The 24840-nt window shown below is 41.5% G+C and carries 21 protein-coding genes; 12 read left to right on the forward strand and 9 right to left on the reverse strand.

The features are described from left to right. The first annotated feature begins 217 nt into the window (after positions 1–217). Positions 218–940, forward strand: a complete 723-nt coding sequence (locus tag EXT43_RS11920; RefSeq protein WP_130167057.1) for a helix-turn-helix transcriptional regulator — start codon at positions 218–220, stop codon at positions 938–940. Between the two features lie 23 nt (positions 941–963). Here the strand turns inward: EXT43_RS11920 and EXT43_RS11925 are convergent, their stop codons facing one another. Beyond that, positions 964–1428, reverse strand: coding sequence for a sel1 repeat family protein (locus EXT43_RS11925; RefSeq protein WP_054551621.1), 465 nt, complete (start codon positions 1426–1428; stop codon positions 964–966). A gap of 121 nt (positions 1429–1549) precedes the next feature. On the opposite strand from EXT43_RS11925, the gene EXT43_RS11930 reads away from it, so the two are divergent. Then, positions 1550–2842, forward strand: a complete 1293-nt coding sequence (locus tag EXT43_RS11930) for an NCS2 family permease (RefSeq protein ID WP_055021512.1) — start codon at positions 1550–1552, stop codon at positions 2840–2842. Between the two features lie 26 nt (positions 2843–2868). On the opposite strand, the gene EXT43_RS11935 is transcribed toward EXT43_RS11930, so the two are convergent. Continuing rightward, the gene (locus EXT43_RS11935; RefSeq protein WP_130167058.1) at positions 2869–3627 is read right to left on the reverse strand and encodes a hypothetical protein; all 759 of its coding nucleotides are present in this window, start codon (positions 3625–3627) and stop codon (positions 2869–2871) included. 297 nt (positions 3628–3924) lie between these two features. On the opposite strand from EXT43_RS11935, the gene cysB reads away from it, so the two are divergent. Beyond that, on the forward strand, positions 3925–4902 hold the full coding sequence (cysB, locus tag EXT43_RS11940; protein ID WP_054551618.1) for an HTH-type transcriptional regulator CysB: 978 nt from the start codon (positions 3925–3927) through the stop codon (positions 4900–4902). A 55-nt stretch (positions 4903–4957) separates the two neighbouring features. Here cysB and EXT43_RS11945 read toward each other — a convergent pair whose 3' ends face one another. From EXT43_RS11945 to pabB, 3 genes are all read right to left on the reverse strand, one after another. Next, a complete protein-coding gene (locus tag EXT43_RS11945) occupies positions 4958–6334 on the reverse strand; it encodes an L-serine ammonia-lyase (protein ID WP_062566218.1) in 1377 nt (458 codons plus the stop codon). 101 nt (positions 6335–6435) lie between these two features. Then, complete coding sequence (locus EXT43_RS11950) at positions 6436–7014, reverse strand: CoA pyrophosphatase (RefSeq protein ID WP_062566219.1); 579 nt, start codon at positions 7012–7014, stop codon at positions 6436–6438. Between the two features lie 17 nt (positions 7015–7031). Beyond that, positions 7032–8375: an aminodeoxychorismate synthase component I gene (gene pabB / locus EXT43_RS11955; RefSeq protein ID WP_130167059.1), complete on the reverse strand. Its 1344-nt coding sequence runs from the start codon at positions 8373–8375 to the stop codon at positions 7032–7034. A 181-nt stretch (positions 8376–8556) separates the two neighbouring features. Between pabB and EXT43_RS11960 the strand changes: the two genes are divergently transcribed. From EXT43_RS11960 to EXT43_RS11985, 6 genes are all read left to right on the forward strand, one after another. Beyond that, positions 8557–10083, forward strand: coding sequence for a fumarate hydratase (locus EXT43_RS11960; RefSeq protein ID WP_054551614.1), 1527 nt, complete (start codon positions 8557–8559; stop codon positions 10081–10083). Between the two features lie 400 nt (positions 10084–10483). Then, entirely contained in the window at positions 10484–11524 is a 1041-nt protein-coding gene (locus EXT43_RS11965; RefSeq protein ID WP_055021514.1) for a Glu/Leu/Phe/Val dehydrogenase, read from the forward strand. A 154-nt stretch (positions 11525–11678) separates the two neighbouring features. Next, positions 11679–12314, forward strand: a complete 636-nt coding sequence (locus tag EXT43_RS11970) for a CatA-like O-acetyltransferase (protein ID WP_171037147.1) — start codon at positions 11679–11681, stop codon at positions 12312–12314. Between the two features lie 131 nt (positions 12315–12445). Beyond that, a complete protein-coding gene (locus tag EXT43_RS11975; RefSeq protein WP_130167060.1) occupies positions 12446–15352 on the forward strand; it encodes a ligand-binding sensor domain-containing diguanylate cyclase in 2907 nt (968 codons plus the stop codon). A 90-nt stretch (positions 15353–15442) separates the two neighbouring features. Continuing rightward, complete coding sequence (locus EXT43_RS11980; protein WP_130167061.1) at positions 15443–16267, forward strand: M90 family metallopeptidase; 825 nt, start codon at positions 15443–15445, stop codon at positions 16265–16267. 106 nt (positions 16268–16373) lie between these two features. Continuing rightward, positions 16374–19559 (forward strand): amidohydrolase family protein, encoded by a 3186-nt coding sequence (locus EXT43_RS11985; protein ID WP_130167062.1) that lies wholly within the window; start codon positions 16374–16376, stop codon positions 19557–19559. 54 nt (positions 19560–19613) lie between these two features. Here EXT43_RS11985 and EXT43_RS11990 read toward each other — a convergent pair whose 3' ends face one another. Next, complete coding sequence (locus EXT43_RS11990) at positions 19614–20156, reverse strand: TetR/AcrR family transcriptional regulator (RefSeq protein WP_063529263.1); 543 nt, start codon at positions 20154–20156, stop codon at positions 19614–19616. A 100-nt stretch (positions 20157–20256) separates the two neighbouring features. On the opposite strand from EXT43_RS11990, the gene EXT43_RS11995 reads away from it, so the two are divergent. Next, positions 20257–20733, forward strand: coding sequence for an HPP family protein (locus EXT43_RS11995; protein WP_062564238.1), 477 nt, complete (start codon positions 20257–20259; stop codon positions 20731–20733). Positions 20734–20763: 30 nt separating this feature from the next. Here EXT43_RS11995 and EXT43_RS12000 read toward each other — a convergent pair whose 3' ends face one another. Continuing rightward, complete coding sequence (locus EXT43_RS12000; RefSeq protein ID WP_054561783.1) at positions 20764–21141, reverse strand: hypothetical protein; 378 nt, start codon at positions 21139–21141, stop codon at positions 20764–20766. Positions 21142–21291: 150 nt separating this feature from the next. Between EXT43_RS12000 and EXT43_RS12005 the strand changes: the two genes are divergently transcribed. Beyond that, on the forward strand, positions 21292–22044 hold the full coding sequence (locus EXT43_RS12005; protein WP_063529262.1) for a Nif3-like dinuclear metal center hexameric protein: 753 nt from the start codon (positions 21292–21294) through the stop codon (positions 22042–22044). 5 nt (positions 22045–22049) lie between these two features. On the opposite strand, the gene EXT43_RS12010 is transcribed toward EXT43_RS12005, so the two are convergent. Both EXT43_RS12010 and EXT43_RS12015 read right to left on the reverse strand, forming a co-directional pair. After that, positions 22050–22814 carry a YdcF family protein gene (locus tag EXT43_RS12010; protein WP_063529261.1) on the reverse strand — a complete coding sequence of 255 codons (765 nt, stop codon included), beginning with the start codon at positions 22812–22814 and terminating at the stop codon, positions 22050–22052. A gap of 55 nt (positions 22815–22869) precedes the next feature. Continuing rightward, positions 22870–23757, reverse strand: a complete 888-nt coding sequence (locus EXT43_RS12015) for a LysR substrate-binding domain-containing protein (RefSeq protein WP_054551603.1) — start codon at positions 23755–23757, stop codon at positions 22870–22872. A 363-nt stretch (positions 23758–24120) separates the two neighbouring features. Between EXT43_RS12015 and EXT43_RS12020 the strand changes: the two genes are divergently transcribed. Continuing rightward, entirely contained in the window at positions 24121–24765 is a 645-nt protein-coding gene (locus tag EXT43_RS12020; RefSeq protein ID WP_240701496.1) for an alpha/beta hydrolase, read from the forward strand. Positions 24766–24840: the final 75 nt, after the last annotated feature.

Consider the following 24840-nt stretch of genomic DNA (forward strand, 5'->3'; position numbering starts at 1 on the left):
CGTATCTCGTATCTCGTATCTCGTATCTCGTATCTCGTATCTCGTATCTCGTATCTCGTATCTCGTATCTCGTATCTCGTATCTCGTATCTCGTATCTCGTATCTCGTATCTTTCATCCTATCTTGCTAATATTCTTCATTATTCCTATTTATTCAGCTTTTTATATCTGCATGAATAGCAAAGAATGGCGGCTCCACAACAAAAAGGAAATGCGTTATGAGTACATTCGGAACACAGCTAAAACACTATCGCAGTGAGCTAAAACTGAGCCAACCAGAATTTGCAGAGCAAGTGGGAATAGAGCAAAGTTACCTTTCAAAACTTGAGAACGATAAATCAGTGCCTTCGAATGACACATTTCGTTCAATATTAACGGCGCTCAATCTAACAATCTGCGAATTTATGGAGCCATTAAAACATTCTGTAGATAAAGCTCGGTTGATTAATGTGCCTGACATTGAAGCTTGGTATAAGCAACAAAGTAATAAGCAATTCATTAAACAGCGTTCACTCGTCTATATTGCCATACTGTTAAGTGCGCTAGGCTGTGCCATGTTTTATTTAGGGCATCAAGAAAAGCTATTCAATACAAAGTTCTATGAGTACAAATCATATGGTGTAGTGAAAGATAGTGAACCAGATGGCATTTTTCATGATTGGCGAACGCTACTTGTAGAACAAAGCAGCGAGAAAATAGATGCAAAACGTCGAGAAATGATCAGCAGGCATGATTTTAATTTTATTATCTCAGCGGACTATAAAGGTATTTCGTTTGTAGAATCTGGCGAGCAAGGCAGGCGTTTATATAGCCTTACTTCAAAAACACCAATTATCAAGCCCCATAAAGGCCATGTGTGGCTTGAGTTTATAGGTATCTTATTGTTTGTAGTTGGTGGAGGTCTCATCACATTTGAGAGTAAACTGACAAGACAGCATTAATGAGTTGTAGAACCTGACGCGTGTTAGCTGGCGTCAGGATCTCGAGGAATTAAATGTGCAAATTGCTGCTGGTGGATTTGTTCATATAGGGTAGCTGCATAGCTTTGCGCATCATGTAATCTGCGCGTACTGATGTGTTTTCTAAGATCATCAAGTGCAGCCGTTGCAGGTTCATAACCTTGGCTACTTGCCAGACTTAACCACACCGCGCCATGAAAAACACTGTGCGGTACACCTTGCCCTTTGATGAAAAACAGCCCCATATAAAATTGCGCCCTATGGTTACCTGCCATAGCTGCTAAGCGCATCCATTTTGCAGCAAGGGGAGGCTGTTCATTTTTTAAATAATACAAAGCTTTGTTTAGTACGTTTTCAACAGATTGAGTACTTTTATTTGGCGCCGACCCTTTATCGGGTTGGGTAATAAAGGCAAGTACATTATCAAGCTGTTGCTCTAAATCTAAGCCTACTGGCGAATTATCAGACATAGTTTAGTTATTTTCTTGAAATAAAAGACCTTATTAGTTTAGAACATTGCAAGGTAAAATGTCCTCTTATTGAGATAAAATATGATAAAATTAGTCAATTAATCTCAACTTAAAGTTCAACATGTTCGAAAGACTTTTCAAAATCACTGAAAACAACACCTCTGTGCGCCGCGAGACGATTGCTGGCATCACAACATTCATTACCATGGTTTACATTGTATTTGTTAACCCTGCAATGCTTGCAGAAGCGGGAATGGATCAAGGTGCGGCATTCGTAGCAACTTGTATTGCTGCTGCAATTGGCTGTTTTATTATGGGTTTATGGGCAAACTACCCATTAGCACTGGCTCCGGGTATGGGCTTAAACGCCTTCTTCACTTATGGTGTTGTTTTGGGCATGGGCTATACTTGGGAAGCTGCATTAGGTGCAGTTTTTATGTCTGGCTGTATCTTCTTATTCTTAAGCCTATTTAAGGTGCGTGAGTGGATCATTGATGCCATTCCTCTGGTATTAAAGCGTGCCATTGCCACAGGTATTGGTGCTTTCTTAGCGCTTATTGCATTAAAAAATGCAGGTATTATCGTAGCAAGCCCTGCAACCTTAGTGCAGTTAGGCGATATCACAGCCCCTGGCCCATTACTGGCGATTTTTAGCTTCTTTGTTATTGCAGCACTGTTATACCGCGATATGAAAAGCGGCGTACTTATCAGTATTTTATTAGTAACCGCAATTGCGCTTGGTTTAGACCTTGTGGAGTATCAAGGGATTATTTCAATGCCGCCTTCAATTGCACCAACCTTTATGCAATTGGATTTTGCAGCAGCATTCGAAATCTCAATGCTAACAGTGGTTTTTGCGTTCTTATTTGTTGATTTGTTTGATACTTCAGGCACTTTAGTTGCTGTAACGCAAAAAGCAGGTATTGCTGATGAACAAGGTAAAATGCCTCGTTTAGGTCGCGCACTAAGTGCCGACAGTACAGCTACTATTGCAGGCTCAATGCTTGGTACGTCAACAACAACGTCTTACATTGAATCAGTTGCAGGTGTGTCTGTGGGCGGCCGTACAGGTCTAACTGCTGTGGTTGTAGGCATTTGTTTCTTGTTAATGATGTTCTTTGCGCCACTTGCTGGCATGATCCCAGCTTATGCAACGGCAGGTGCAATTTTATATGTTGCTGTGTTAATGATGCAGAATTTAAAGCTAGTAAATTGGGATGATATGACAGATGCCATTCCAGTGAGCGTTGTATTATTGATGACGCCGTTAACTTTCTCGATTGCGCACGGTATCGCCCTTGGTTTTATCTCGTATACTGCCGTGAAGTTGGTATGTGGTAAAAAAGATGAAATCAGTATTAGTGTGTGGGTATTAACAGCGCTGTTTATTGTTAAGTTTGCGTTTTTATCTTAACTTGCACAAAGCAAAGAAAAAGTGGTTTACCACTTTTTCTTTGGTGCGAATAATACGTCTAAATCGTCCTGCTCTTGTTCTGCTTTCTTCTTTAGTGACGTTGCATTTGATGCTTTCAACTCAGAGCTAATCGTTTCTAAATAGCCTTCAACTTCTTGTCTTTTCGAGTTTACATATTCATCGCTATAGCTAACTGAGGTCAGTGTTGCTAGTGCTTTTTCAAAATACTGTCTGGCAGAGCCCACCATATTTGCTGAGCGAGCTGAAATCCCGCGCTTAATTTGGCTTTCTACATTGATTCTTAACTGCAATTTTTCAAGGCGTTTATCTTCAGCAACAAATACTTGGCTATCTACTTTGCCTTTACCATGCTCTGAGCGAAGTACTGCTCGTAATTTCTTTATACCTTGAATTAGAGCTATTAATTGTTTGTCGTTATCTGGTAGTGCTAATGCATCGCTATTATTTGCTTCGATAGGAGAGGCTAAACGCTCTTTAGATTCTTTTAGTCTGTTTTTTAATTCTTTTGAACTTGGAGAAAGCTCAACCATTGAAACAAGTGCATCATAAATACGGCGCTGAATAATACGCAGAATATTTTCAGACATGGGGATATTGGCACTGTTAAGCAGTACATCTTCTGCCTCTTCAATGATTTTTTTTTGTTTTGTAAGCTCTTTACGGCGCTCTGCTTCTTGTTTTTCTTTATGTTGCTGCACAGCGCTGACCCATAATGCGATCACGATTAATGCAACAATGAGCATGATGATGATAGAAACAATCATTACTAAATCTCAGTTTTAACTATCTAATTTTTTTATCTTACCTTAAAAAGATTAGATCTGAACAGTTTTGCGGTAGTTATCTCGAATAAACTTATTACGATTACTACTTTATAACGAGTATAGCGCTAAACTAGCACCTTTATTGAATATTTTGCGAGTAAACACGGCTACCGAGCAGTAATTTAATGTGTTAGCCTTAGAAACAATCGATATAAATGTATAGCGCGATGAAATATCGCTTGGCATTGCGCTTTGCAGCCTTTATAAATAAACAATAACAACGTTTACAATGCAGCCATGAAACTACAACAACTCAGATATATAGTCGAAGTCCAAAATCATAAACTGAATGTCTCTGCGACAGCCGAAAGTTTATTTACCTCGCAACCGGGGATCTCGAAACAAGTTCGTATGCTTGAAGACGAACTGGGTGTACAGATCTTTGGCCGTAGTGGCAAACACCTTACCCATGTAACCAGTGCCGGTAACGAAATTATTAATATTTCACGAGAAATACTGTCGAAAGTTGAAGGTATTAAAGCGGTTGCCAATGAGCATACCTTGCCTGATCAAGGTAAACTTAACATTGCCACCACTCATACTCAGGCTCGTTACGCATTACCGAATGTTATTCAAGGCTTTATGAAAAAGTACCCGGCAGTGTCTTTGCACATGCATCAGGGTACGCCACAGCAGATTTCTGATGCGGCAGCACGCGGTGATGCTGACTTTGCCATTGCGACTGAGGCGCTGCATTTATATTCTGATTTAGTTATGTTGCCGTGCTATCACTGGAATCGCAGTATTGTTGTGGCAAAAACACACCCGCTTGCGCAAAAGGCTGATAATTTAACGGTTGCCGATGTGGCTAAATACCCACTTATTACTTATGTGTTTGGTTTTACTGGTCGTTCTGAGTTAGATAAGGCCTTCAATGCACATGGTCTTGAGCCGCATATTGTTTTTACTGCAACAGATGCTGATGTAATCAAAACTTATGTTCGTTTAGGGCTAGGTGTGGGTGTTGTTGCGTCAATGGCGATTGATCAAATAACCGATACTGATTTAGTGTGTATTGATGCAAGCCACTTATTTGAAGCGAGCACCACTAAAATTGGTTTCAGAAAGGGCAGCTTTTTACGCAGCTACATGTATGATTTTATAGAGCGTTTTGCACCGCACTTAACGAAAGAGCTGGTTGAGCGAGCAAGCTTATTACGTAACCAAGAAGATGTTGATAAACTCTTCGAAAACATTGAGTTACCAGTAAAATAGAGATAAAAAAGCCGCTTTAAAGCGGCTTTTTATTATGCTGAAAACGTGCTGTAAATTAACACTCGATGATATTAACTGCTAAGCCACCGCGAGCGGTTTCTTTGTATTTCGTTTTCATATCATTACCTGTGTCGAGCATGGTTTTAATTACCTTATCAAGGGTCACTTTTTGCTCGCCAGAACCACGCATTGCAAGGCGTGACGCATTAATTGCTTTAATTGAGCCCATCGCATTACGTTCAATACACGGTACTTGTACAAGGCCGCCAACAGGGTCACAGGTTAGGCCTAGGTTGTGCTCCATGCCGATTTCAGCAGCGTTTTCAACCTGTACAACATTACCACCCATGATTTCAGTTAGTGCACCGGCTGCCATTGAGCAAGCAACGCCCACTTCACCTTGGCAACCTACTTCAGCACCCGAAATTGACGCGTTCTTTTTATATAAAATACCAATTGCTGCCGCCGTTAATAAGTAACGAGTTGCAATATCACGGTCTACTTCTTTAATGAAAGTGTGATAATACATTAATACCGCTGGCAAAATACCTGCAGCACCATTGGTTGGTGCGGTAACAACACGGCCGCCGGCAGCGTTCTCTTCGTTTACTGCAAGGGCAAATAAATCAACCCAATCCATAGCACGTAATGGGTCGTTGTTTACCTCAATATTTAACTTAAGGTGTAAACTAGGGGCGCGACGCTTTACCTTTAACCCGCCTGGTAAGATACCCTCTGTACGCATACCACGTTCAATACAGGCCTTCATTACTTGCCAAATATTAAACAGCTCATCTTTGATGTCTTTCTCACTGCGCAGGGTTTTTTCGTTGTGCATCATAAGCGTTGATACACTAAAACCTGACTCACGGCACAGTTCTAATAACTCTTTTGCCGTGTTAAACGGATAAGGTGCTGGGTTTTCTTCGCGGATTTCGAGTGCTTTTTGCTTTTCGTTCTCGAACTCATCATCACTGACGATAAAGCCGCCACCGATTGAGTAATACACTTTACTGAATAACTTTTCACCATTTTGGCTGGCAATGATTTCCATTGCATTTGAATGTTTTGGTAATGTTTTACGACGATGGAATACAATCGCACCTTGTTTAGGGAAATTGGCTTTATGGCTTTGGTTTAAATAAATAACCTGCTCTTTTTCGATTTTCGCGAGGATATCGTCGACTAAATCAGCATCAATGGTTTCTGGATCATAACCGGCAAGGCCTAAGATCACAGCTTTACCAGAGCCGTGGCCAATACCTGTTTGACCGAGTGAGCCAAATAGCTCAACTTTAATATCGGTGACGTTTGCAAGTAAGTTTTTTTCTTCTAGTTCGTTTACAAATAAACGCGAAGCGCGCATTGGGCCAACAGTGTGAGATGACGATGGGCCAATACCAATACTAAACATATCGAATGCACTGATCATAATTTGCTACTCATTTTTCTATTAACGGCATACTACCTGCCTTTGAACGGTGCCACATGATAACGTTTAAACGTGCCTGTGTAACCCTAAAAGCAGGATAATTAAACTGGTAGGGCGAGCTGTTTTATAAAGTTATTAATTATGCTCGCTGTTGCTCCCCAAAGCAGTCCATGGGGGGTCATCAAACCTTGCAAAGTAATGGTTTTACCATTTCGCTCAAAGGGAAGGGGTTGCCAATTTTGTTGATTACTTAAATAAGATAAGGGCAGTAAAAAGCTGGCAGCCACTTCGTTGGGATCTGCTTGCCACGTTGTGCCTTCACTAAGCACACACACAAAAGGCTCAATAGTGAAACCGGTTAGGGTCGCGTACTGATGTAATTTACCGTGGACAGTCACTTGGTGTGTCGCAATGTTAAGCTCTTCATTAAGCTCTCGAAGAGCGGTGTGCATTAACGTGTCATCTTGTTCTTCATACTTGCCACCCGGTAAGCAAATCTCCCCCGGGTGATGAAGTAAATAACTAGGTCGCTTGCACAGCAACAAATGCGCTTCGTCGTTAACATCAAGCAGAGGTAACATTACGGCACTGGCACGCTTTTCGGCATTAAAGCGAATGGTTGCTGGGCGCTCTGTGGTTTGACTTAAACTAAAACGGGCAATTATTTGCTGGCTATTCAAGGTAGTTACTTCAACTTTTACTTTAATAAAGGCAGTATTTTATTTACTTTATCGTAAGTTTCTTGGTACTCCAAGTCGACCTTTGAATCAGCCACAATGCCACCGCCAGCCCAGCAATAGATTGCACCTTTGTGGCACACTAAAGTACGAATTGTGATACTGGTATCCATGTTGCCACAGGCACTTAAATAACCAATTGAGCCGCAGTACACACTTCGGCGATGAGGTTCGAGTTCTTCAATAATTTCCATAGCGCGAATTTTCGGTGCTCCGGTAATTGAACCACCCGGGAAAGCGGCATGAATTTGGTCAACGGCATCTTTGCCATCCGCTAATTCTGCGCGCACAGTACTTACTAAATGATGTACAGCCGGAAAGCTTTCAATGGCAAATAACGAGGGTACGGTGACACTACCTGGACGAGCCACTTTGCCTAAATCGTTGCGCAGCAGATCAACAATCATGACATTTTCTGCGCGGTCTTTTTCTGATTGCTGTAAACGAGTTGCTTGCGCTTGGTCTTGTTCAGAGTCAGCCAAACGAGGGAGCGTTCCTTTAATTGGCTTGGTTTCTATTTGGCCCTGATTAATCGAAATAAAACGCTCTGGTGAAATAGATAAAATAGCGCCATCAGGGTGATTTATATAGCTTGAAAATGGAGCTTTATTCGCTTCTCGAAGTTGTTTATATGCTTGCCATGTTGAACCTGAAAATTCAGCTTTAAAACGCTGTGCAAGGTTTATCTGGTAGCAGTCACCACTTTTTAAATAAGCTTGAATTTTCTCGAACTTTTCGCTGTAGCTGGCTTTACTCATGTTTGATTGCCAGTCGCTTTGTAGCGCAAACTCTGCATTTGTTGGTGTTTCGTTTAGCTGCTGCTGATATAGCGCTAAGCGATTATGATTTGGCTGACAGACGTAAAACCAGCTTTGCTGTTGCTTATCATAAATAAGCGCATCTGGATAAAGGCCTACAGCCATTTGCGGCATGTTAATGTCGTTTTCGGCAGCACTTGGCATGCTTTCAATCACACGACCTAAGTCATAACCAAAATAGCCAAGCCAACCTCCTGTAAAAGGGAGGTTATTAGGGTTAGCTGTGTGATTAAATTCCTGAAGGCCTTCTTTCATCAAGCTAAAACAATCACTTGATTGCGCCTTGCCGTCGAGAAAGCATGTATTTTCACGCACTTCTAATTGCTTTAATGGCGCAATGGCAATGATATCGAAGCGGCTATTTACATGCTCGCTATTGGCTGAATCGAGCAACACAGCATGGGGCAAATGAGCAAAATGACTAAATAGCGCGATGCAATCACCACTTAAATCTAATTTAATGCACAAATTTTCATCGTTTATCATCTACATTGCCCTGAATAACTAGCCCGAAACGGGCGAGGAGGGTATCATAAGTTAAATTTGATTGGCAGCGTTATGATTTCCTTTATAGTGATGCCATGACTAACCCGTAGAGTAAATCTTCGTCACCGGTTTACTCAGGATCACGTACAGCGCTACGCGATAAAAACTTAAGGAACCCGTAATGAGTACAATTCGTCAGCAAGACTTCATTGATAGCATTGAAGATGCATTGCAATACATTTCTTTTTATCACCCTCTCGATTTCGTACAAGCCTTAGAAAAAGCTTACAACAAAGAGCAAAGCAAAGCGGCAAAAGATGCCATTGCGCAAATTTTAATTAACTCTCGTATGTCTGCTGAAGGTAAACGTCCACTGTGCCAAGATACAGGTATCATTACTTGTTTCGTAAAAGTAGGTATGGATGTTAAGTGGGATAAAACAGACATGACTGTTCAGCAAATGGTTGATGAAGGTACACGTCGCGCATACTTAAACCCAGATAACCCATTACGTGCATCAATTGTTGCAGACCCTGCTGGTACGCGTAAAAACACCAAAGACAATACTCCATCAGTTGTTCATATCGACTTAGTGCCAGGTGCTGAAGTAGAAGTAATGGTGGCAGCGAAGGGCGGCGGCTCAGAAAATAAAACGAAAATGGTTATGCTTAACCCATCTGATGATGTGGCTGCATGGGTTGAAAAAACATTACCAACAATGGGTGCGGGCTGGTGTCCACCTGGCATGCTAGGTATAGGTATTGGTGGTACTGCAGAAAAAGCTGCGGTACTTGCTAAAGAATCATTAATGGATCCGGTTGATATTCACGAGCTGATTGAGCGCGGCGCAGAAACAACTGAAGAAAAAATGCGAATCGATATCTTCGAACGTGCTAATAAATTAGGTATTGGTGCACAAGGCCTAGGTGGTTTAACAACCGTAGTTGATGTGAAAGTTAAAACGGCACCGACTCACGCAGCATCAAAACCAGTGGTTATGATCCCGAACTGTGCGGCAACTCGTCACGTTCATTTCACGTTAGATGGTTCAGGCCCAGCTGATCTTAAAGCGCCTAAACTTGAAGATTGGCCAGAAGTTACATTTGAAGTAGGTGAAGGTACACGTCGTGTTGATTTAAACACACTGACTAAAGAAGACACGCAAGAATGGAAGATGGGTGAAACTGTTCTTCTGTCTGGTACTATCTTAACGGGTCGTGATGCCGCGCATAAACGTCTACAAGATATGATCCAATCAGGTGAAGGTTTACCTGAAGGCGTTGATTTTGATAACAAGTTTATCTACTACGTTGGCCCTGTAGATGCAGTGGGTGATGAAGCGGTAGGTCCTGCTGGCCCTACAACTGCGACTCGTATGGATAAATTCACTGATATGATGTTAGAAAAAACGGGCATTATCGGTATGATTGGTAAAGCAGAGCGTGGTCCTGCTACAGTTGAATCAATCAAAAACAATAAATCTATCTACTTAATGGCAGTAGGTGGTGCAGCATACCTTGTATCTAAAGCAATTAAGAAAGCACGTGTTGTTGCGTTCGAAGATTTAGGTATGGAAGCAATCTACGAGTTTGAAGTAGAAGATATGCCAGTAACGGTTGCTGTTGATAGTGAAGGCGCCAATGCGCATACGCAAGGCCCTGCTATTTGGAAAGCAAAAATCGAAGAACTTGATGGCAAATTAAAGTAACCATCTTGCAACTCTCTTGAAAAACGGCGCACCTGCGCCGTTTTTTTTCAGCTCTGACCAGTCTCAGCTATTTCTCCAACATCTCTTTAAAAGCCGATTTTACTTGGCTTGATCGGCACATTTTTCTTGTCACTTTTTCTTTACGCTATACTTTACCTTTACGTTCACGTAATAAAGTTAGTAATGTTAATATTTTGTTTTGAATTAACAATGCTTAATGCGTACATTGATTGGTATATTTTTTCCATAAAGTGTTAGTTTTTGAGTTGTTATTTCGGCCTGAGAACTTTGCTTAGTTTTATCATCTCATTTAGTGGCAAGGGAGCAAACGAAGTGATAAAGTCTCGGCACTTTCAGCGCTCACACCCCTTAGGGTAAGAAAATTTCGGAGTATTTAACTGTGGCTGTATTTAATAAAGTCGACTTTGATAACCACGAGCAAGTGGTGTTTTGTTCAGATAAAGAATCAGGCCTAAAAGCTATTATCGCGGTACACAATACCAAGTTAGGTCCAGCGGTTGGTGGTTGCAGAATGTGGGACTACACAACTGATGAAGATGCTGTTACTGATGCACTTCGTTTATCAAAAGGTATGACCTACAAAAATGCTGTGGCACGTTTACCATTTGGTGGCGGTAAGTCAGTGATCATCGGTAATGCTAAAGAAATTAAATCAGAGCAACTTTTCCGTGCATTTGGTCGTCAGTTAGAGCGTTTAAGCGGTAGCTACTATTCAGCTGAAGATGTAAACATCACTTGTGATGATGTGGCTATCATGAATAAAGAAACTAACTATGTATTAGGCCTTGAAGGTAAAAGTGGTAACCCTTCACCGTTCACAGCATATGGTACATTCTTAGGTATTAAAGCCGCTTTACAACATCAACGAGGTCATCAAGATCTTGCTGGTATCAAAGTAGCCGTGCAAGGTTTAGGTGCAGTAGCATATGGCCTTTGTAAACACCTACATGAAGCGGGCGCAACATTATTTGTAACAGATATCAACGAGCAAGCTGTTGAGCGTGTTGTAAATGACTTCAATGCAACGGCTGTGGGTATTGATGAAATCTACGACTTAGATGTTGATGTGTATGCACCATGTGCACTTGGCGCAACGGTAAATGACACGACTATCCCGCGTTTAAAAGCAACAATTATTGCAGGTTGTGCGAATAACCAATTAGCAGAGTCTCGTCACGGTGAGATCATCCGCGAAAAAGGTATCTTATACGCACCAGATTACGTAATTAACGCAGGTGGTATCATCAACGTTTACTACGAAACAGCACCAGAAGGTTATAGTGCAGAAGCATCAACGAAACACGTTGAAGGCATTTTTGATACGCTAACAGAAATCTTCGCACGTTCTGAAAAAGAGCAGAAGTCGACGCATTTAATTGCCGATGAACTAGCATTAGAAATCATCGAAAACGGCTTATAATTTAGTAAATCGATAAATTTACAGGTAAAAAGGTGCGCAAGTCGCACCTTTTTTGTCTCTGTTATTTATCGCATCAAGGTGACGAAGTCACGCAGGCTAGGTAAACTCGGTTTTTAAATCTCGAGGACACCTAATGAAAACTCCATCTTGTGAAATCACACCTATTGATATAGCTACTTGGCCTCGCAAACAGCATTTCGCTTTTTTCAAAGAATTTTCTCTGCCATATTTTAATGTATGTGTTTCACTCGACATGGCGGCTCTTTACAACAAGTGCAAAGCAGAACCGTATTCGTTCTTTCACAGCTATGTTTACCTAACACTTGAAGCATGTCATGACTATGCACCAATGCGTCAACGTATTATTGACTCGTTGCCGGTACAGCTGTCATCGGTAAGAGGCAGTGTGGTCGAGCTTGCAGAAGATGAAACATTTCGCTTTAGTTATTTTGAAAAACAAGCGTCGATGGAAGATTTTTCAAAACACGCGATTGCTGTGGGTAAAACAAGTAAAGCAAAACCATTTTTTTCTGATGCATTTGCTGCAACAGAAGGGCAGCCTGACCTTATTCATATCTCAGTACTTCCATGGTTAAACTTTACCGGCTTCTCGCATGCTGTAAGTGAGGGGCATGGCCTTGGTATTCCTAAGTTTGTGTTTGGTCAATATGATTCACAAACTGGCAAGATGCCGCTTTCAATTGATGTGCATCATGCTTTGATGGATGGCTTGCATGTGGCGCGATTTGTGAAAATACTGCAAGAAAAAATTACGAATTTTTGTAATTGATTGTTGCTAAATGTCATTAAAGTGAGTAAAAATTGCAACTAATGTAGTATTATCTGAAGTTAGGGATGACTTTGGCTTCACAGAGCTACATCACTGAATAGAACGATAATAAATATCAGGGTTTTAGTTTTATGGTGCGGGTAGTTAGTTGTATTTTTCTTTTATTGAGTTTCAGCGTTTTTGCTGATTCTGCACGCCTCTCTTTAAGTGATTATTTTACAGAGACTTGGAGCACTCGCGCCGGCCTTCCTCATAATAGCATTAATGGCGTTACACAAACCAAAGATGGTTACATTTGGATAGCGACTTGGGAAGGGCTTGCTCGCTTTAATGGTCGCGAGTTTAAACTCTTTACTCGGACAGAAATTCCTGGCTTACCTGACTCAGGCCTACGCAGCCTGATTCCGATGGATAATGGTGATTTATATATAGTGGGTGCCCGTGGCGGTATTGCGCTTCGCTCACAAGGTGGATGGCGAGCATTACCAAGTTCATCAGCCATGGTCAATCATGCGCTCGTTACTGAACAAGGTGAGCTATGGCTGGCACTTGAAGGGCAAGGCATTGTTTACCGGGCTTCTGAAACTGCCACTGAGCAAAAACTGCTTGATAAGCTAAGCGCATACCGTCTTTTACAAGACAAAACAGGGACTATTTGGGTTGCGACTAGTGATGGCCTTTATCAAATAAAGAATAAGCAAGTCAGTAAGGTCAGTGAAAACTCTGGGCTCCCTAATGCCTCTGTGTTTACCTTATTACTTACTCAGTCGGGCACTTTAATTGTCGGCACTGAAAAAGGGGCATGGCAAAAGCAAAACGATAAGTTTGTTGCTATTGATCCTGTCCTTAACAACGAATCAATTGCCAGCTTACTCGAAGATGCGCAGGGCGATTTGTGGTTTGGCACCATCAATAAAGGGGTGTTCAGACTCAGCAGTTTAGGCCTTGAAAACTTAGCCGCAGATGATGGCTTACCCAACAACCGTATTTTATCTTTACTGCAAGACCGCGAAAAAAGTATTTGGGTTGGCACGAATGCCGGATTATTTCGCTTGCGTGAAGCGCCATTTACAAATTGGAGCCAAAGTCGTGGGCTTGCATCTGACTATGTGCGTACCGTGTTATCGCATTCTAATGGCAGCTTATGGGTGGGCAGTAGTAATGGCTTAAATCGTATTGAAAATGGCAAGCTCACAACCCTTACTCAAGCCTATGAAAAAGATCCACTATCGGTATTAAGTTTAACGGAAGATAAGCAGGGCGGAGTATGGGTAGGTACTTACACTGCCGGTTTAATGAAAGTGGTTAATGGACAAATTTACCCTGTAAAAAACCGCAGTAATGGCCTGATCAGCAACGAAGTTCGCGCTGTGTTTTTTGATAAAGCGGATAACTTATGGATTGGCACCGCTGGTGGTTTAACCAAAATTGACCCTGCAGGGAAAACTGAATTATTCACCACAGAAAATGGCTTAATTGGTGATTTTATTATGGCCATTGTCGAGGACGATCATGGCAGGTTGTGGGTTGGCACGGGAGTGGGTGTGTCCATTTATGACCCAGCTACTGAGCAATTTAAAACTCTCGAGTTTCCAAAGCAGTTCAGTACTGAGTATGCATTCGGCTTTTACTTAGATGGCGATAAAATGTGGCTTGCAACCGATAGAGGCCTCGTTCGTTACAATCTCAGCACAGATAAAATGAGCTTGTTTGGTCGAGACCAAGGTTTACCGGTCGATAAGCTGTTCCAAGTGATTGAGCAAGGTGACTCATTATGGTTGACCAGTAACCGCGGTGTTATTCAGGTGAACAAAGCTCAGTTAGTTGCACTTTTAGATAACCCTGAAAAAGTTCAACCAATGAGTGTTTCGATGCAGCTTTATGATGAAGGCGACGGCATGCTAAGCGCGCAAGCAAATGGCGGTTCAAACCCTGCTGCTGTGCTTCATTCAGATGGTCAAGTATGGGTTGCAACAGCCAAAGGCGTCGCTATTGCGACACCAGAACGCTTAAAAGAAGCCAGTAAACGCCGTTTATCGACGGTTATTGAAAGCTTTGAAGTCGATGGCAAACCCATGACTTTACCTGTTGGTAATGAGGTTTTGAGCTTACCTGCTGGTGTTTCTCGTGTTTCGTTTAACTACGCTGGGCTAAGTTTTATCATGCCTGGGCGGTTAAATTACCAAACTCAACTTAGTGGTTACAATCAACAATGGGTAGACAGGGGGCGCTTGGCCATTACCGAGTACACCAATTTACCCCCGGGTGACTATACCTTTAAAGTGCGCGCAGGTTACCCAAATAGTGACTGGCAAAATAATGAGCAAGTGCTGCGTTTTAAAATTGCCCCTTATTTTTGGCAAAAAACCAGCTTTAAGTTATTTATCTTAATTGCTGTGCTTTTTGCTGCTTATGCTATTTATAAATACCGCTTATATCACTATAAGCGCATCGAAATTGAGTTAACTGAAAAAGTTGAACAGCAAATGCATGATTTACAAACGCAAGCTGATGCTTTTGCTCATTTAGCGAATCATGACCAATTAACGCAATTACCGAATAGACGCGCTTTCGATATGTGGCTGTCTGAAAACTTTAATCAGTTTCAGCGTGACAATAAAACGCTTAGTATTGCCATTATGGATATTGATCACTTCAAACTCATTAATGACAACTTCTCGCACTTAATTGGTGATAAAGTGATTTGTGAAATTGCTCGTTTGCTGCGTATGAATTTTCCTGATGAAGGTTATGCGGCGCGTTGGGGCGGTGAAGAATTTACCTTGTTGTTCCCATACAAAAATGCTGAAGAAGCCGCAAGATTGTGTGAAATTATCCGTTTAGAGATAGCGGGTTACGATTTCTCAGAATTAGCAGATAGCCTTTCTGTAACGGTAAGTTTTGGTGTAGCAGATAACGCGCAAGTTGCTGATTATGACCGCTTGCTATCACATGCCGATAACGCTTTATACAATGCAAAGAATAACGGTCGAAACCAAATTTTTATTTATAATCAAGGCTGTATTACGCTCGATTAATCAGCTTTAAAAATAAAAATGTGTGTAAACAATTGATCTTTTTTTGTTTGCACACATTAAAGTATCAAGATTGTTTTTTAGGCGATAGTAATGCTTAACCTGGTTTTGATACTTTTTTTAATAATTTTTGTTGTGTGTTACTGGCGCTGGGAGGATATCCGTAATCACTTTTGGCAGAAAAAATACCTTAATAATTCCCTCAATGTTCAGCAAAAAAATCTGCTGTTAAAATATATGCCTATCTACCGAAAGATGACGGATGCCGATCGTGAAAAGTTGGAGCGTCACATCGTTTGGTTTTTAAATGAAAAACGCTTTATTGGTTGTGATGGTCTTAAGCTTAATGATGCAATGAAGCTGATTGTAGCGGCAGATGCCTGTGTTTTAGTGCTTAATAAACCGTGGCCATTGTATCGCAATGTAAAAGAGATCCTTTTATACCCAAGCGCGTATTATGCCCCGCAAACTTCTCGTGATAATGCTGGGCTTGTCAGTTATCACAATACCGTGCGTCAAGGTGAATCATGGCCGGGTGGAACCTTGGTATTGAGTTGGCATGATGTCCTTGAGGGGAACCGCTTACCAAGTGATGGTCATAATTTAGTATTTCATGAATTTGCCCATCAGCTCGACCAAGAAACCGGTAAAACCACGGGTACACCACTGCTTTCGAGTAACGAAGATTACCAAAAGTGGGCAAAAGTATTTAGCCGCGCGTTTAATCAACTCAAAACCCATTTAGCTTATGGCATGCCGCATGTTATTCATAGCTATGGCGCGACCAATGAGGCAGAGTTTTTTGCTGTTATCACCGAAACCTTCTTAGAAAAACCCGCTGAACTCAGGCAATTTGACCCAGAAATTTATCATTTACTGGTTGGCTTTTATCAGTTTGATCCGATTGCGTGGCATTAGTCGACTATTTACGTCTGTTTAACACGAATCACTGGAATCTTGCTATGCTATTTGGTGCAATCTTAAAAGTGTGCATATAAGCAAAACAATAAAAAGTGAGATTTCAATGAAGAAAATGCTTCATACAGCGCTCGCTGTATCTATTTCACTTGCTCTAACTGGGCAAGTGGCGGCAGCTGAGCAATCAAATGACGACAAGTGGCAGGTGGACGCACCAAAAGGCCAATTCCTAGACGCTAAAATTAGTGTTGAGCAGGGCACGTGGATGAACGTAGATATTAGCCCTGATGGTAAAACAGTGGTGTTTGACCTACTCGGCGATATTTATACCATGCCAATGTCAGGTGGCACAGCAACGCAATTAACCAGTGATATTGCATGGCAAATGCAACCACGCTTTAGCCCTGATGGTAAGCACATTGCGTTTACTTCAGACCAAGGAGGTGGCGACAATATTTGGGTTATGGATTTAAATGGTGAAAACCAAAAAGCCGTAACGAACGAAACATTTCGTTTGTTAAACAGCCCAGCTTGGAGCCCTGATGGTGACTATTTAGTTGCGCGTAAGCACTTTACAGCAAGCCGCTCTTTAGGGGCTGGTGAGGTATGGCTTTACCACAAAGCGGGTGGTAAAGGTGTACAGCTAACCGCACGCGAAAACGACCAAAAAGACTTAGGCGAGCCAATGTTCTCACCGGATGGTCGTTATGTTTATTTTTCTCATGATGCAACGCCGGGTAAAACATTCCATTACTCTAAAGATTCTGTAGCGGGTATTTATAAAATTAAACGCTATGACCGTGAAACCGGCGAGATTGAAACAATTATAGATGGTATGGGTGGGGCTATTCGACCAACACCTTCACCAGATGGTAAAAAGCTTGCGTATATTAAGCGCGATGATTTCCAAACAAGCTTGTACTTATATGATCTTCACACCGGTGAGCATACCAAGCTGTATGGCGAGCTTGAGCGAGATATGCAAGAGACATGGGCTATTCATGGCGTATACCCAACAATTGCTTGGACGCCAGATAACGAACAACTGGTCTTTTGGGCGGGTGGTACCATTCATAAGCTAGACGTGGATGATAAGTCTGTCTCGACTATTCCGTTTAAAGTGGAGACCAATAAGCAAATTCAAAAAGCCGTGCGTTTTACACAAAACATCGATAGCGATAATTTTGATGTGAAAATGCTGCGTAATGTACAAATTTCACCGGATGGTGAAACGGCTATATTTGAAGCGCTAGGTCATATTTATAAACGTGATTTAGAGTCTGGCAAAGTAAAACGCCTGACTAAGCAAGACGACCACTTTGAATTATTCCCGCAGTTCTCTCGTGATGGTAAGAAGATTGTTTACACCACATGGGATGATAACGAACAGGGCTCAGTACGTGTTGTATCTGCGCGCAGTGGCCGTGGCGATACCATTACTAAGGAGCCGGGTAAATATGTAGAGCCAACTTTCAGCCCTGATGGCAAAACAGTTGTTTACCGTAAAGCGTCTGGCGGCAGTATCCTTAACCCAACATGGTCATTAGAGCCAGGCATTTACTCAGTAAGTGCTAAAGGCGGTAAAGCGACGCTAATCACTAAATCAGGATATCAGCCGCAATTTGGTGCAGCGAATGACCGTATTTATGTGATGAGCCCTTGGCCGAAACCAACATTAAGTGTTGTTGAGCTTGAATCAAAGCAAGTTCGTAAACTTTACGAATCAGAACATGCTACAGAGTTTAGAGTATCACCAGATGGCCAATACTTAGCGTTTGCAGAGCGTTTTAAAGTATTTGTAACGCCATTTGTTGAGCGTGGCAAAACCATTAATATTGGCCCGAAAGATAGCCAATTCCCAATTGAGCAGCTTTCTGTTCGCGCGGGTGAAAACATCAGCTGGAGTGGCACAAGCGATAAACTTTATTGGAGCTTAGGCCCAGAGTTATATCATGCAAGCCTAGCGGGTTTATTTGATATTAACCAAAATGCAGAGACTGACTTTAAAGTTAAAAGCGGCGACAACATCGGTTTTACAAAAACCATGGCGGAGCCTAAATCAGTATTCGCGTTAACTGGTGCGCGTATTATCACCATGAACGGTGAGCAGGTTATTGAAAACGGCGTTATTGTTACTGATGGTAAGCATATTAAAGCAGTTGGTAGTAAAGACAGTGTTGCAATTCCTAAAGGTGCAGAAGTAATTGATGTAACTGGCAAGACGATTATGCCGGGTATTGTTGATGCGCATGCGCACGGCTCGCAAGGCAGCGATGAGATCATTCCACAGCAAAACTGGAAGAACTTAGCTGGCTTAGCGTTAGGTGTGACAACGATTCACGATCCATCAAACGACACCACAGAGATTTTTGCTGCAAGCGAAATGCAAAAAGCAGGCATGATTGTCGGCCCTCGTATTTTCTCAACGGGTACCATTTTATATGGTGCAAATATGCCAGGTTATACATCGCATATTGACTCGTTAGAAGATGCAAAATTCCATCTTGAGCGTTTAAAGAAAGTAGGTGCGTTTAGTGTTAAATCATATAACCAACCTCGTCGTGAACAGCGCCAGCAAGTTATTGAAGCAGGCCGTGAGCTTGAAATGATGGTTGTGCCAGAGGGCGGTTCATTACTGCAGCACAACTTAACTATGGTAGTTGATGGTCATACGGGTATTGAACACTCAATTCCTGTTGCTAATATTTACGATGATATTCGCCAGCTTTGGTCTCAAAGCGATGTGGGTTATACGCCGACACTCGGTGTAGCTTACGGTGGTATTTGGGGTGAAAATTATTGGTACGACAAGACGGATGTGTGGAATCACCCACGCTTAAGTAAGTTTGTACCAAAGAATCAGCTTTTACCTCGCTCAATGCGTCGTGTTAAGGCGCCCGATCATCACTATAACCACTTTAACAATGCCCGTGTTGCTAAAGAGCTGCAAGACTTAGGTGTTTTAGTAAACCTTGGTGCTCACGGTCAACGTGAAGGTTTAGCGGCACACTGGGAAATTTGGATGTTTGCGCAAGGTGGTATGACACCACTTGAAGCAATTCGTGCAGCAACGTTAGATCCTGCTAAATACATTGGCCTTGATAACAATATCGGTTCTCTTGAGCCGGGTAAACTTGCCGATTTAATTGTTATTGACGGTAACCCGCTAACTAACATTCGTGATACAGATAAAATCGATTACACCATGATCAATGGTCGTCTATTTGATGCTGCAACCATGAACGAAGTGGGTGAGAAAAAACGCGAAAAGTTATATTTTGAAAAAATCTAACATAGCAAAAATCTAAACTGAAAGCGGCCATTGTGCCGCTTTTTTATTGTTTATTTATTGCTTTAAATGAGGAAACTGTTTAATTCCTACCAGTTTTGCTTGGCAGATCATGCCCTCTATAAGCGTCATCAAATAGTGGCTGTGCGAGTCTAGCTGCGAGCTTTCCATGTTTTCACACGCTGATAGACGCTGTTTAATTAACTGTTGTACTGCCATTTTATGCTCTTTGCAGGCTTGATTTATCGGGCTTGCAGGATCAGCAAACTCAGCGGCAGTGTTAATAAATAAACAGCCATTAAAATCACCTAACTCAGTCACCTCAGAATTAAACCAAGCTTCATGGCAGCTGATCAAAGCTACTTTAAATTCTTCAACAGTAGTTAGCTTGCTGGTGGCATGCGTTAACCAATTTAAAAACCTGTTATGTCGCTCACTAAGGCACGCTAATAATAACTCATCTTTACTTGCGAAATGATGGTACATGGTTTTTTTGGCGACACCCGCCACACTAATAATTTCGTTTATTCCCACACTATGAATGCCTTTTTGATAAAAAAGTGACAGGGCGGTCAAAATAATATGTGTTCGTTTATCCATAACAAGGCCTCATTAGATGACTAATGATAGCTTGACAGAAGTAGACCGACTTGTCTACTATTTGCTGGGTAGACAAGTCGGTCTACCTATTGGAGGTTTTATGGAGAATAAAGTAAGCAAGGCGGCCATTGCGGGTATATTTGCTTGTATGGCAATTTTTGTATTGGCCTATTTACAGCAATTAGGAATTTATGGGGTGTGGTTGATGGCCCCATTTGGGGCAACTGCGGTTCTGGTATTTGGTGTGCCACACAGCCCTTTAGCTAAAGCGAAGAATGTTATTGGTGGGCACTTTTTAACTGCACTAATCGGCGTTGTATTTGTAAATTATGTCGGTGTAGGGCCTGTTGAAATTGCTATAGCTACAGGGTTGGCAATTAGCCTAATGATGTTGACGGACACAGTACATCCAGCGGCAGGCGCAAACCCAATTTTGATAATGCAATCTATGCAAAGCTGGGACTTTTTAGTGATGCCTGTATTGATTGGAACCGTATTTATTGTGTTGTTTGGCTATTTAAGCCAATGGGTTATAACTAGCCAAATGAACAGCCATAAAAAAACCGCTAACGAGTAGCGGTTTTTAAAATTGCTAAGTGTAATTTGATTACACAACACCACGCGGTAAACGACAATCGTGGTCTTTTTCAGCTAGGTTAACAATCCAAAGCTCTTCAGCTTTGTAACCATCATCGTTTGCTGTAACAACAGTGAACGATGCTTTCTTAGCTGTTTTAGCCGGTGCAGCGGTTTTAGTTTTGGTTTTTTTCGCTGGTGCTTTAGGTGCTTCTTCTGCTTTAGGCTCAGCTGTTTTACCAGAAGTGAGCTCTTCAGTCAGCGCTGCAACATCAGCAAGGCGCATATTTTTGCCACCGTCGATGCTATACCAACCAGGTTTTGTTGTGATTTCAGGTTTCTTACCATTCGCTGCTTCGTATGCTGCTTCGAAGGCATTTAACACTTCTGTTTTGTCTAGTTTGCTCATCAGAGACCCTATACGTTGTAAACACAGATTAAGAATATATATTTATACCTATTTTCAGCTTACTTTTCAATTTTTTGCGATTTTCCTTCCATTTTTCACTCATAAACGCCAAAATTTGCACAAAATAGAGGGTTGAAGGACGATTTTTATATGCAACGCAAACAATTTACTCAATTATTAAACGACATTCTTAAACCTGATTCTATCGCTGACTTTTGCCCAAATGGCTTACAAGTTGAGGGTGCGAGCGACGTAAAAAAGATAGTGACGGGTGTCACAGCTAGCCAAGCATTGATTGATGCTGCTATTGCAGAAAATGCAGATACTATTTTGGTACATCACGGCTATTTCTGGAAAGGGGAATCGCAGCCAATCACGGGCATGAAAAAGCGCCGTATTGCAGCGCTTTTAAATAATGATATTAACTTATATGGCTATCATTTACCGCTAGATATACACCCTGAAATTGGTAATAACGCGCAACTGGCTAAGTTACTCGATATTGAGTTCACAGGTGGGCTTGAATCTGGTCCAAATAGTGTGCCGGTAAAAGGCCGTTTAAAAACACCTTTAAGTGGTGAAGAATTTAGCGCCAAAATAACCCAAGTACTTAATCGTGCACCATTAACTAGTTTGGTAAGAAAAGAGAAAATCGAAACCATCGCTTGGTGCACAGGTGGCGGACAAGGGTATATTGATTTTGCGGCTGCTCAAGGAATTGATGCTTATCTTACAGGTGAAGCCTCTGAGCAAACGATTCATAGTTCACGCGAGCAAGATATCGACTTTTTTGCAGCTGGTCACCATGCTACTGAGCGTTATGGCATTAAAGCCTTAGGCGAGCTTTTAGCTGAGCAGCACGGTTTTGATGTAACGTTTATCGATATCGACAATCCAGTCTGATTGTTCTACAGCGCCTCTGGATCAATCCAGCGGCGCACACTCACCCATGCACTGCCAATTTTCTCATGCGCTACTCTGGTCACTGCAACAAGTACTGCAATGTTAGGTATAAACTGTTTGTACGTTGGATACTGACTAAAATCTTTAAAGTCGGTTGCCGCTGGGATCACATCAATGCCTTGTGCATTAAATAAGTCTTTCGCTCGCGGCATGTGGCTCGCTGAGGTGACTAAGGCAGTTTTTTTATCGACTAAATAAATGGCAAGTCGTTTCGCTTCTTCTGCGGTATCCATAGCGAGAGGGTTTTGTTTAATTCTTGTTGCTGAGATACCAAGCGCTTTTGCTGTTTCTAACATGAGCTGGCTATTGGTGGTATTAGCAAAACCGCCTCCTGATACATAGAGGATGGCATTTGGGTAGTGGTGGGCAAGCTTAACACCTTCAAGTAATCGAGCAAGCGCACAATCGCCTAGCTGGTGGTTTGCTTGAAGGTGTGGGTTGGGCATTATAGAGCAGCCAAGTACCACAATATTATCGAGTTTAGGCTGTTTCGCTTGGTTAAATTGCCAGGCTGGGTTATTGCTTGCAGCTATCAGTGATTGACCAATAAATGGCGTGCTTATCAGCATTAAAGTTAAAATGCTAACAAAGCCAAAATAGAGTGCTTTGCGTTTATGTGTAATGGCTAAAAATACCATCACTAAAGTAAGCAGCCCGAGCAATGGCAGGGGCATTAATAATGAGCCAATGATCTTTTTAATTTCAAACATGTATCAACACTATTGTCTTTAACAGATGCAGCTATGTTAGTTATTTTGCATTGCTTTAGCGACCGTTATTTTGCTTACATGTATTTAAAAAGTGGCGATAAACTGGGTTATCTTTCATATTCTTTTTCATTGCTAAATACATAGGGCGAGTAAGGCCTAGTGCACCTAACGGAATAGACTTAATGAGCCCTTGGCTTTCATAAGGGGTGACTAGCCAGTCTGGTAATGCTGCAACCCCCATACCTGCACTCACTAATTGAAATATCAATAAGCCTTGGTCAACCGTTTTAAGCGTGCCATCAAAGCGTGCATTTTGAATAAAATGTTTAAAGATGTCTTGGCGCTCACGGGGAATAGGGTACGAAATAATTGTTTCGTTTTTTAAATCAAGGGCGGTGACATAGGCTTTTTTTGCCAACTCATGATCCGGTGCAACGATTAGTTTTAATTTAAAATCAAATAAGTGAGCATACTCAAGTTGATCGGGTTCACGAATATCAGAAGTCAGCACTAGGTCTAATTCATCATTAATTAAATCTGGAATGGCGTCGTAACTAAAGCCGCGCTCGTAATCAATTTTAATATCAGGCCAAAAATTATTGAATTCTTTGATGGTTGGGAGCAACCAATGAAAGCAGGCATGACACTCAACGCTTAAACGTAAATTTGAGATTGGCTGGTTAAGGCTTTCTTTTAACCGACATTTTGTTGCCTCAACACGAGGTAATACTTCATTAGCAAGCTCCAGAAGTAGCATACCTTGCGGAGTAAAACGCACAGGCTGTGTTTTACGTTCGAACAGCTGGCAATCTAACTTATTCTCGAGATCTTTAATTTGATGCGATAAAGCCGATTGAGTTAAAAACAACTCACGGGCGGTATTGACCAAAGAGCCTGTTTCTTTAAGGGTCGCTATGGTTTTTAGGTGCTTTATATCAATCATCTTTAAAAAATCTCATGGAAAATGTGAGTCTAACTCAGATTACGAACATACTACGCCTTAGAATTTATTTTTTCAACGTCTAGACGTCTAAAACATGCAGTTATTTTAACTGCTTTTTTACAATACGCCTTTTTATAAATAATTGACAGCGTTGTCATGTGGAATTTTATAGTTTAACTATAAAATTCCATGAATTTACCTCAAGTTGAAACTTGCAGTTTAAATCGTGATACAGCTTGCGATTAGTAACTTGATATTTAATTAAAATTACTGAGAGTAGGGTTTAGTTTTTTGCTAAGATATTATTTTTTAAGGTGTTATTATCTTCTATTAGGTGTAATGTGATTTTTTAAAGGAATGCTTGTGATACGTACCGTAATTTTACTCTGTGCATGCTGGGTTTTGCCTGTTTGCGCTGGCACTATTTACAGCCAGTTTCCAACAGAGATTGACCCGCATGGTCACTACGTTTTTTATTCACATGGTTTTATCGTTGAAGGGACAAACCCTAAGCCTGTTCACAAAACCTTTGGGGTTTATGATTTTGTGGCTGTAAAAGAAGCACTGGCAGATGAGAGTTATCATTTAATTGCGTATCACAGGCCAAAAGACACTGAACCTTTTGCGTTTGCGAAGAAACTCGCTGCAGATATTGAAGCATTGATCAGTGCCGGTGTTGCCGAGTCGAACATTAGTTTAGTTGGTTTTTCACGGGGCGGTGCATTGTCGATCCTAGCAGCTAATGAACTTAAACGTACACATATCAACTTAATTATATTGGCAGGATGTGCAGGCCTTATAAAAAATCACACATCAGTTAAGGCTTATGGCAAGGTGTATTCTATCTTTGAGCGCTCAGATCAGGTTGGCTCTTGCCAATTTTTAATTGATAGAAGTGACGTAACCAAGTTCGAAGAAATAAGCATTAATACAGGGCTCTCCCATGGTGCATTTTATAAACCAAAAGATGAGTGGCTGTTACCAATTAAGAAGTGGCTAAAGGATTAATTATGCCTTATATATTGCTCGTTTTTGTGATCAGTGTTTTGGGCGTGAGCGATGTAAGCCATGCTGAGCCGTTTA

The sequence above is a fragment of the Pseudoalteromonas sp. CO109Y genome, assembly GCF_004208935.1.
Lineage (GTDB): Bacteria > Pseudomonadota > Gammaproteobacteria > Enterobacterales > Alteromonadaceae > Pseudoalteromonas > Pseudoalteromonas shioyasakiensis.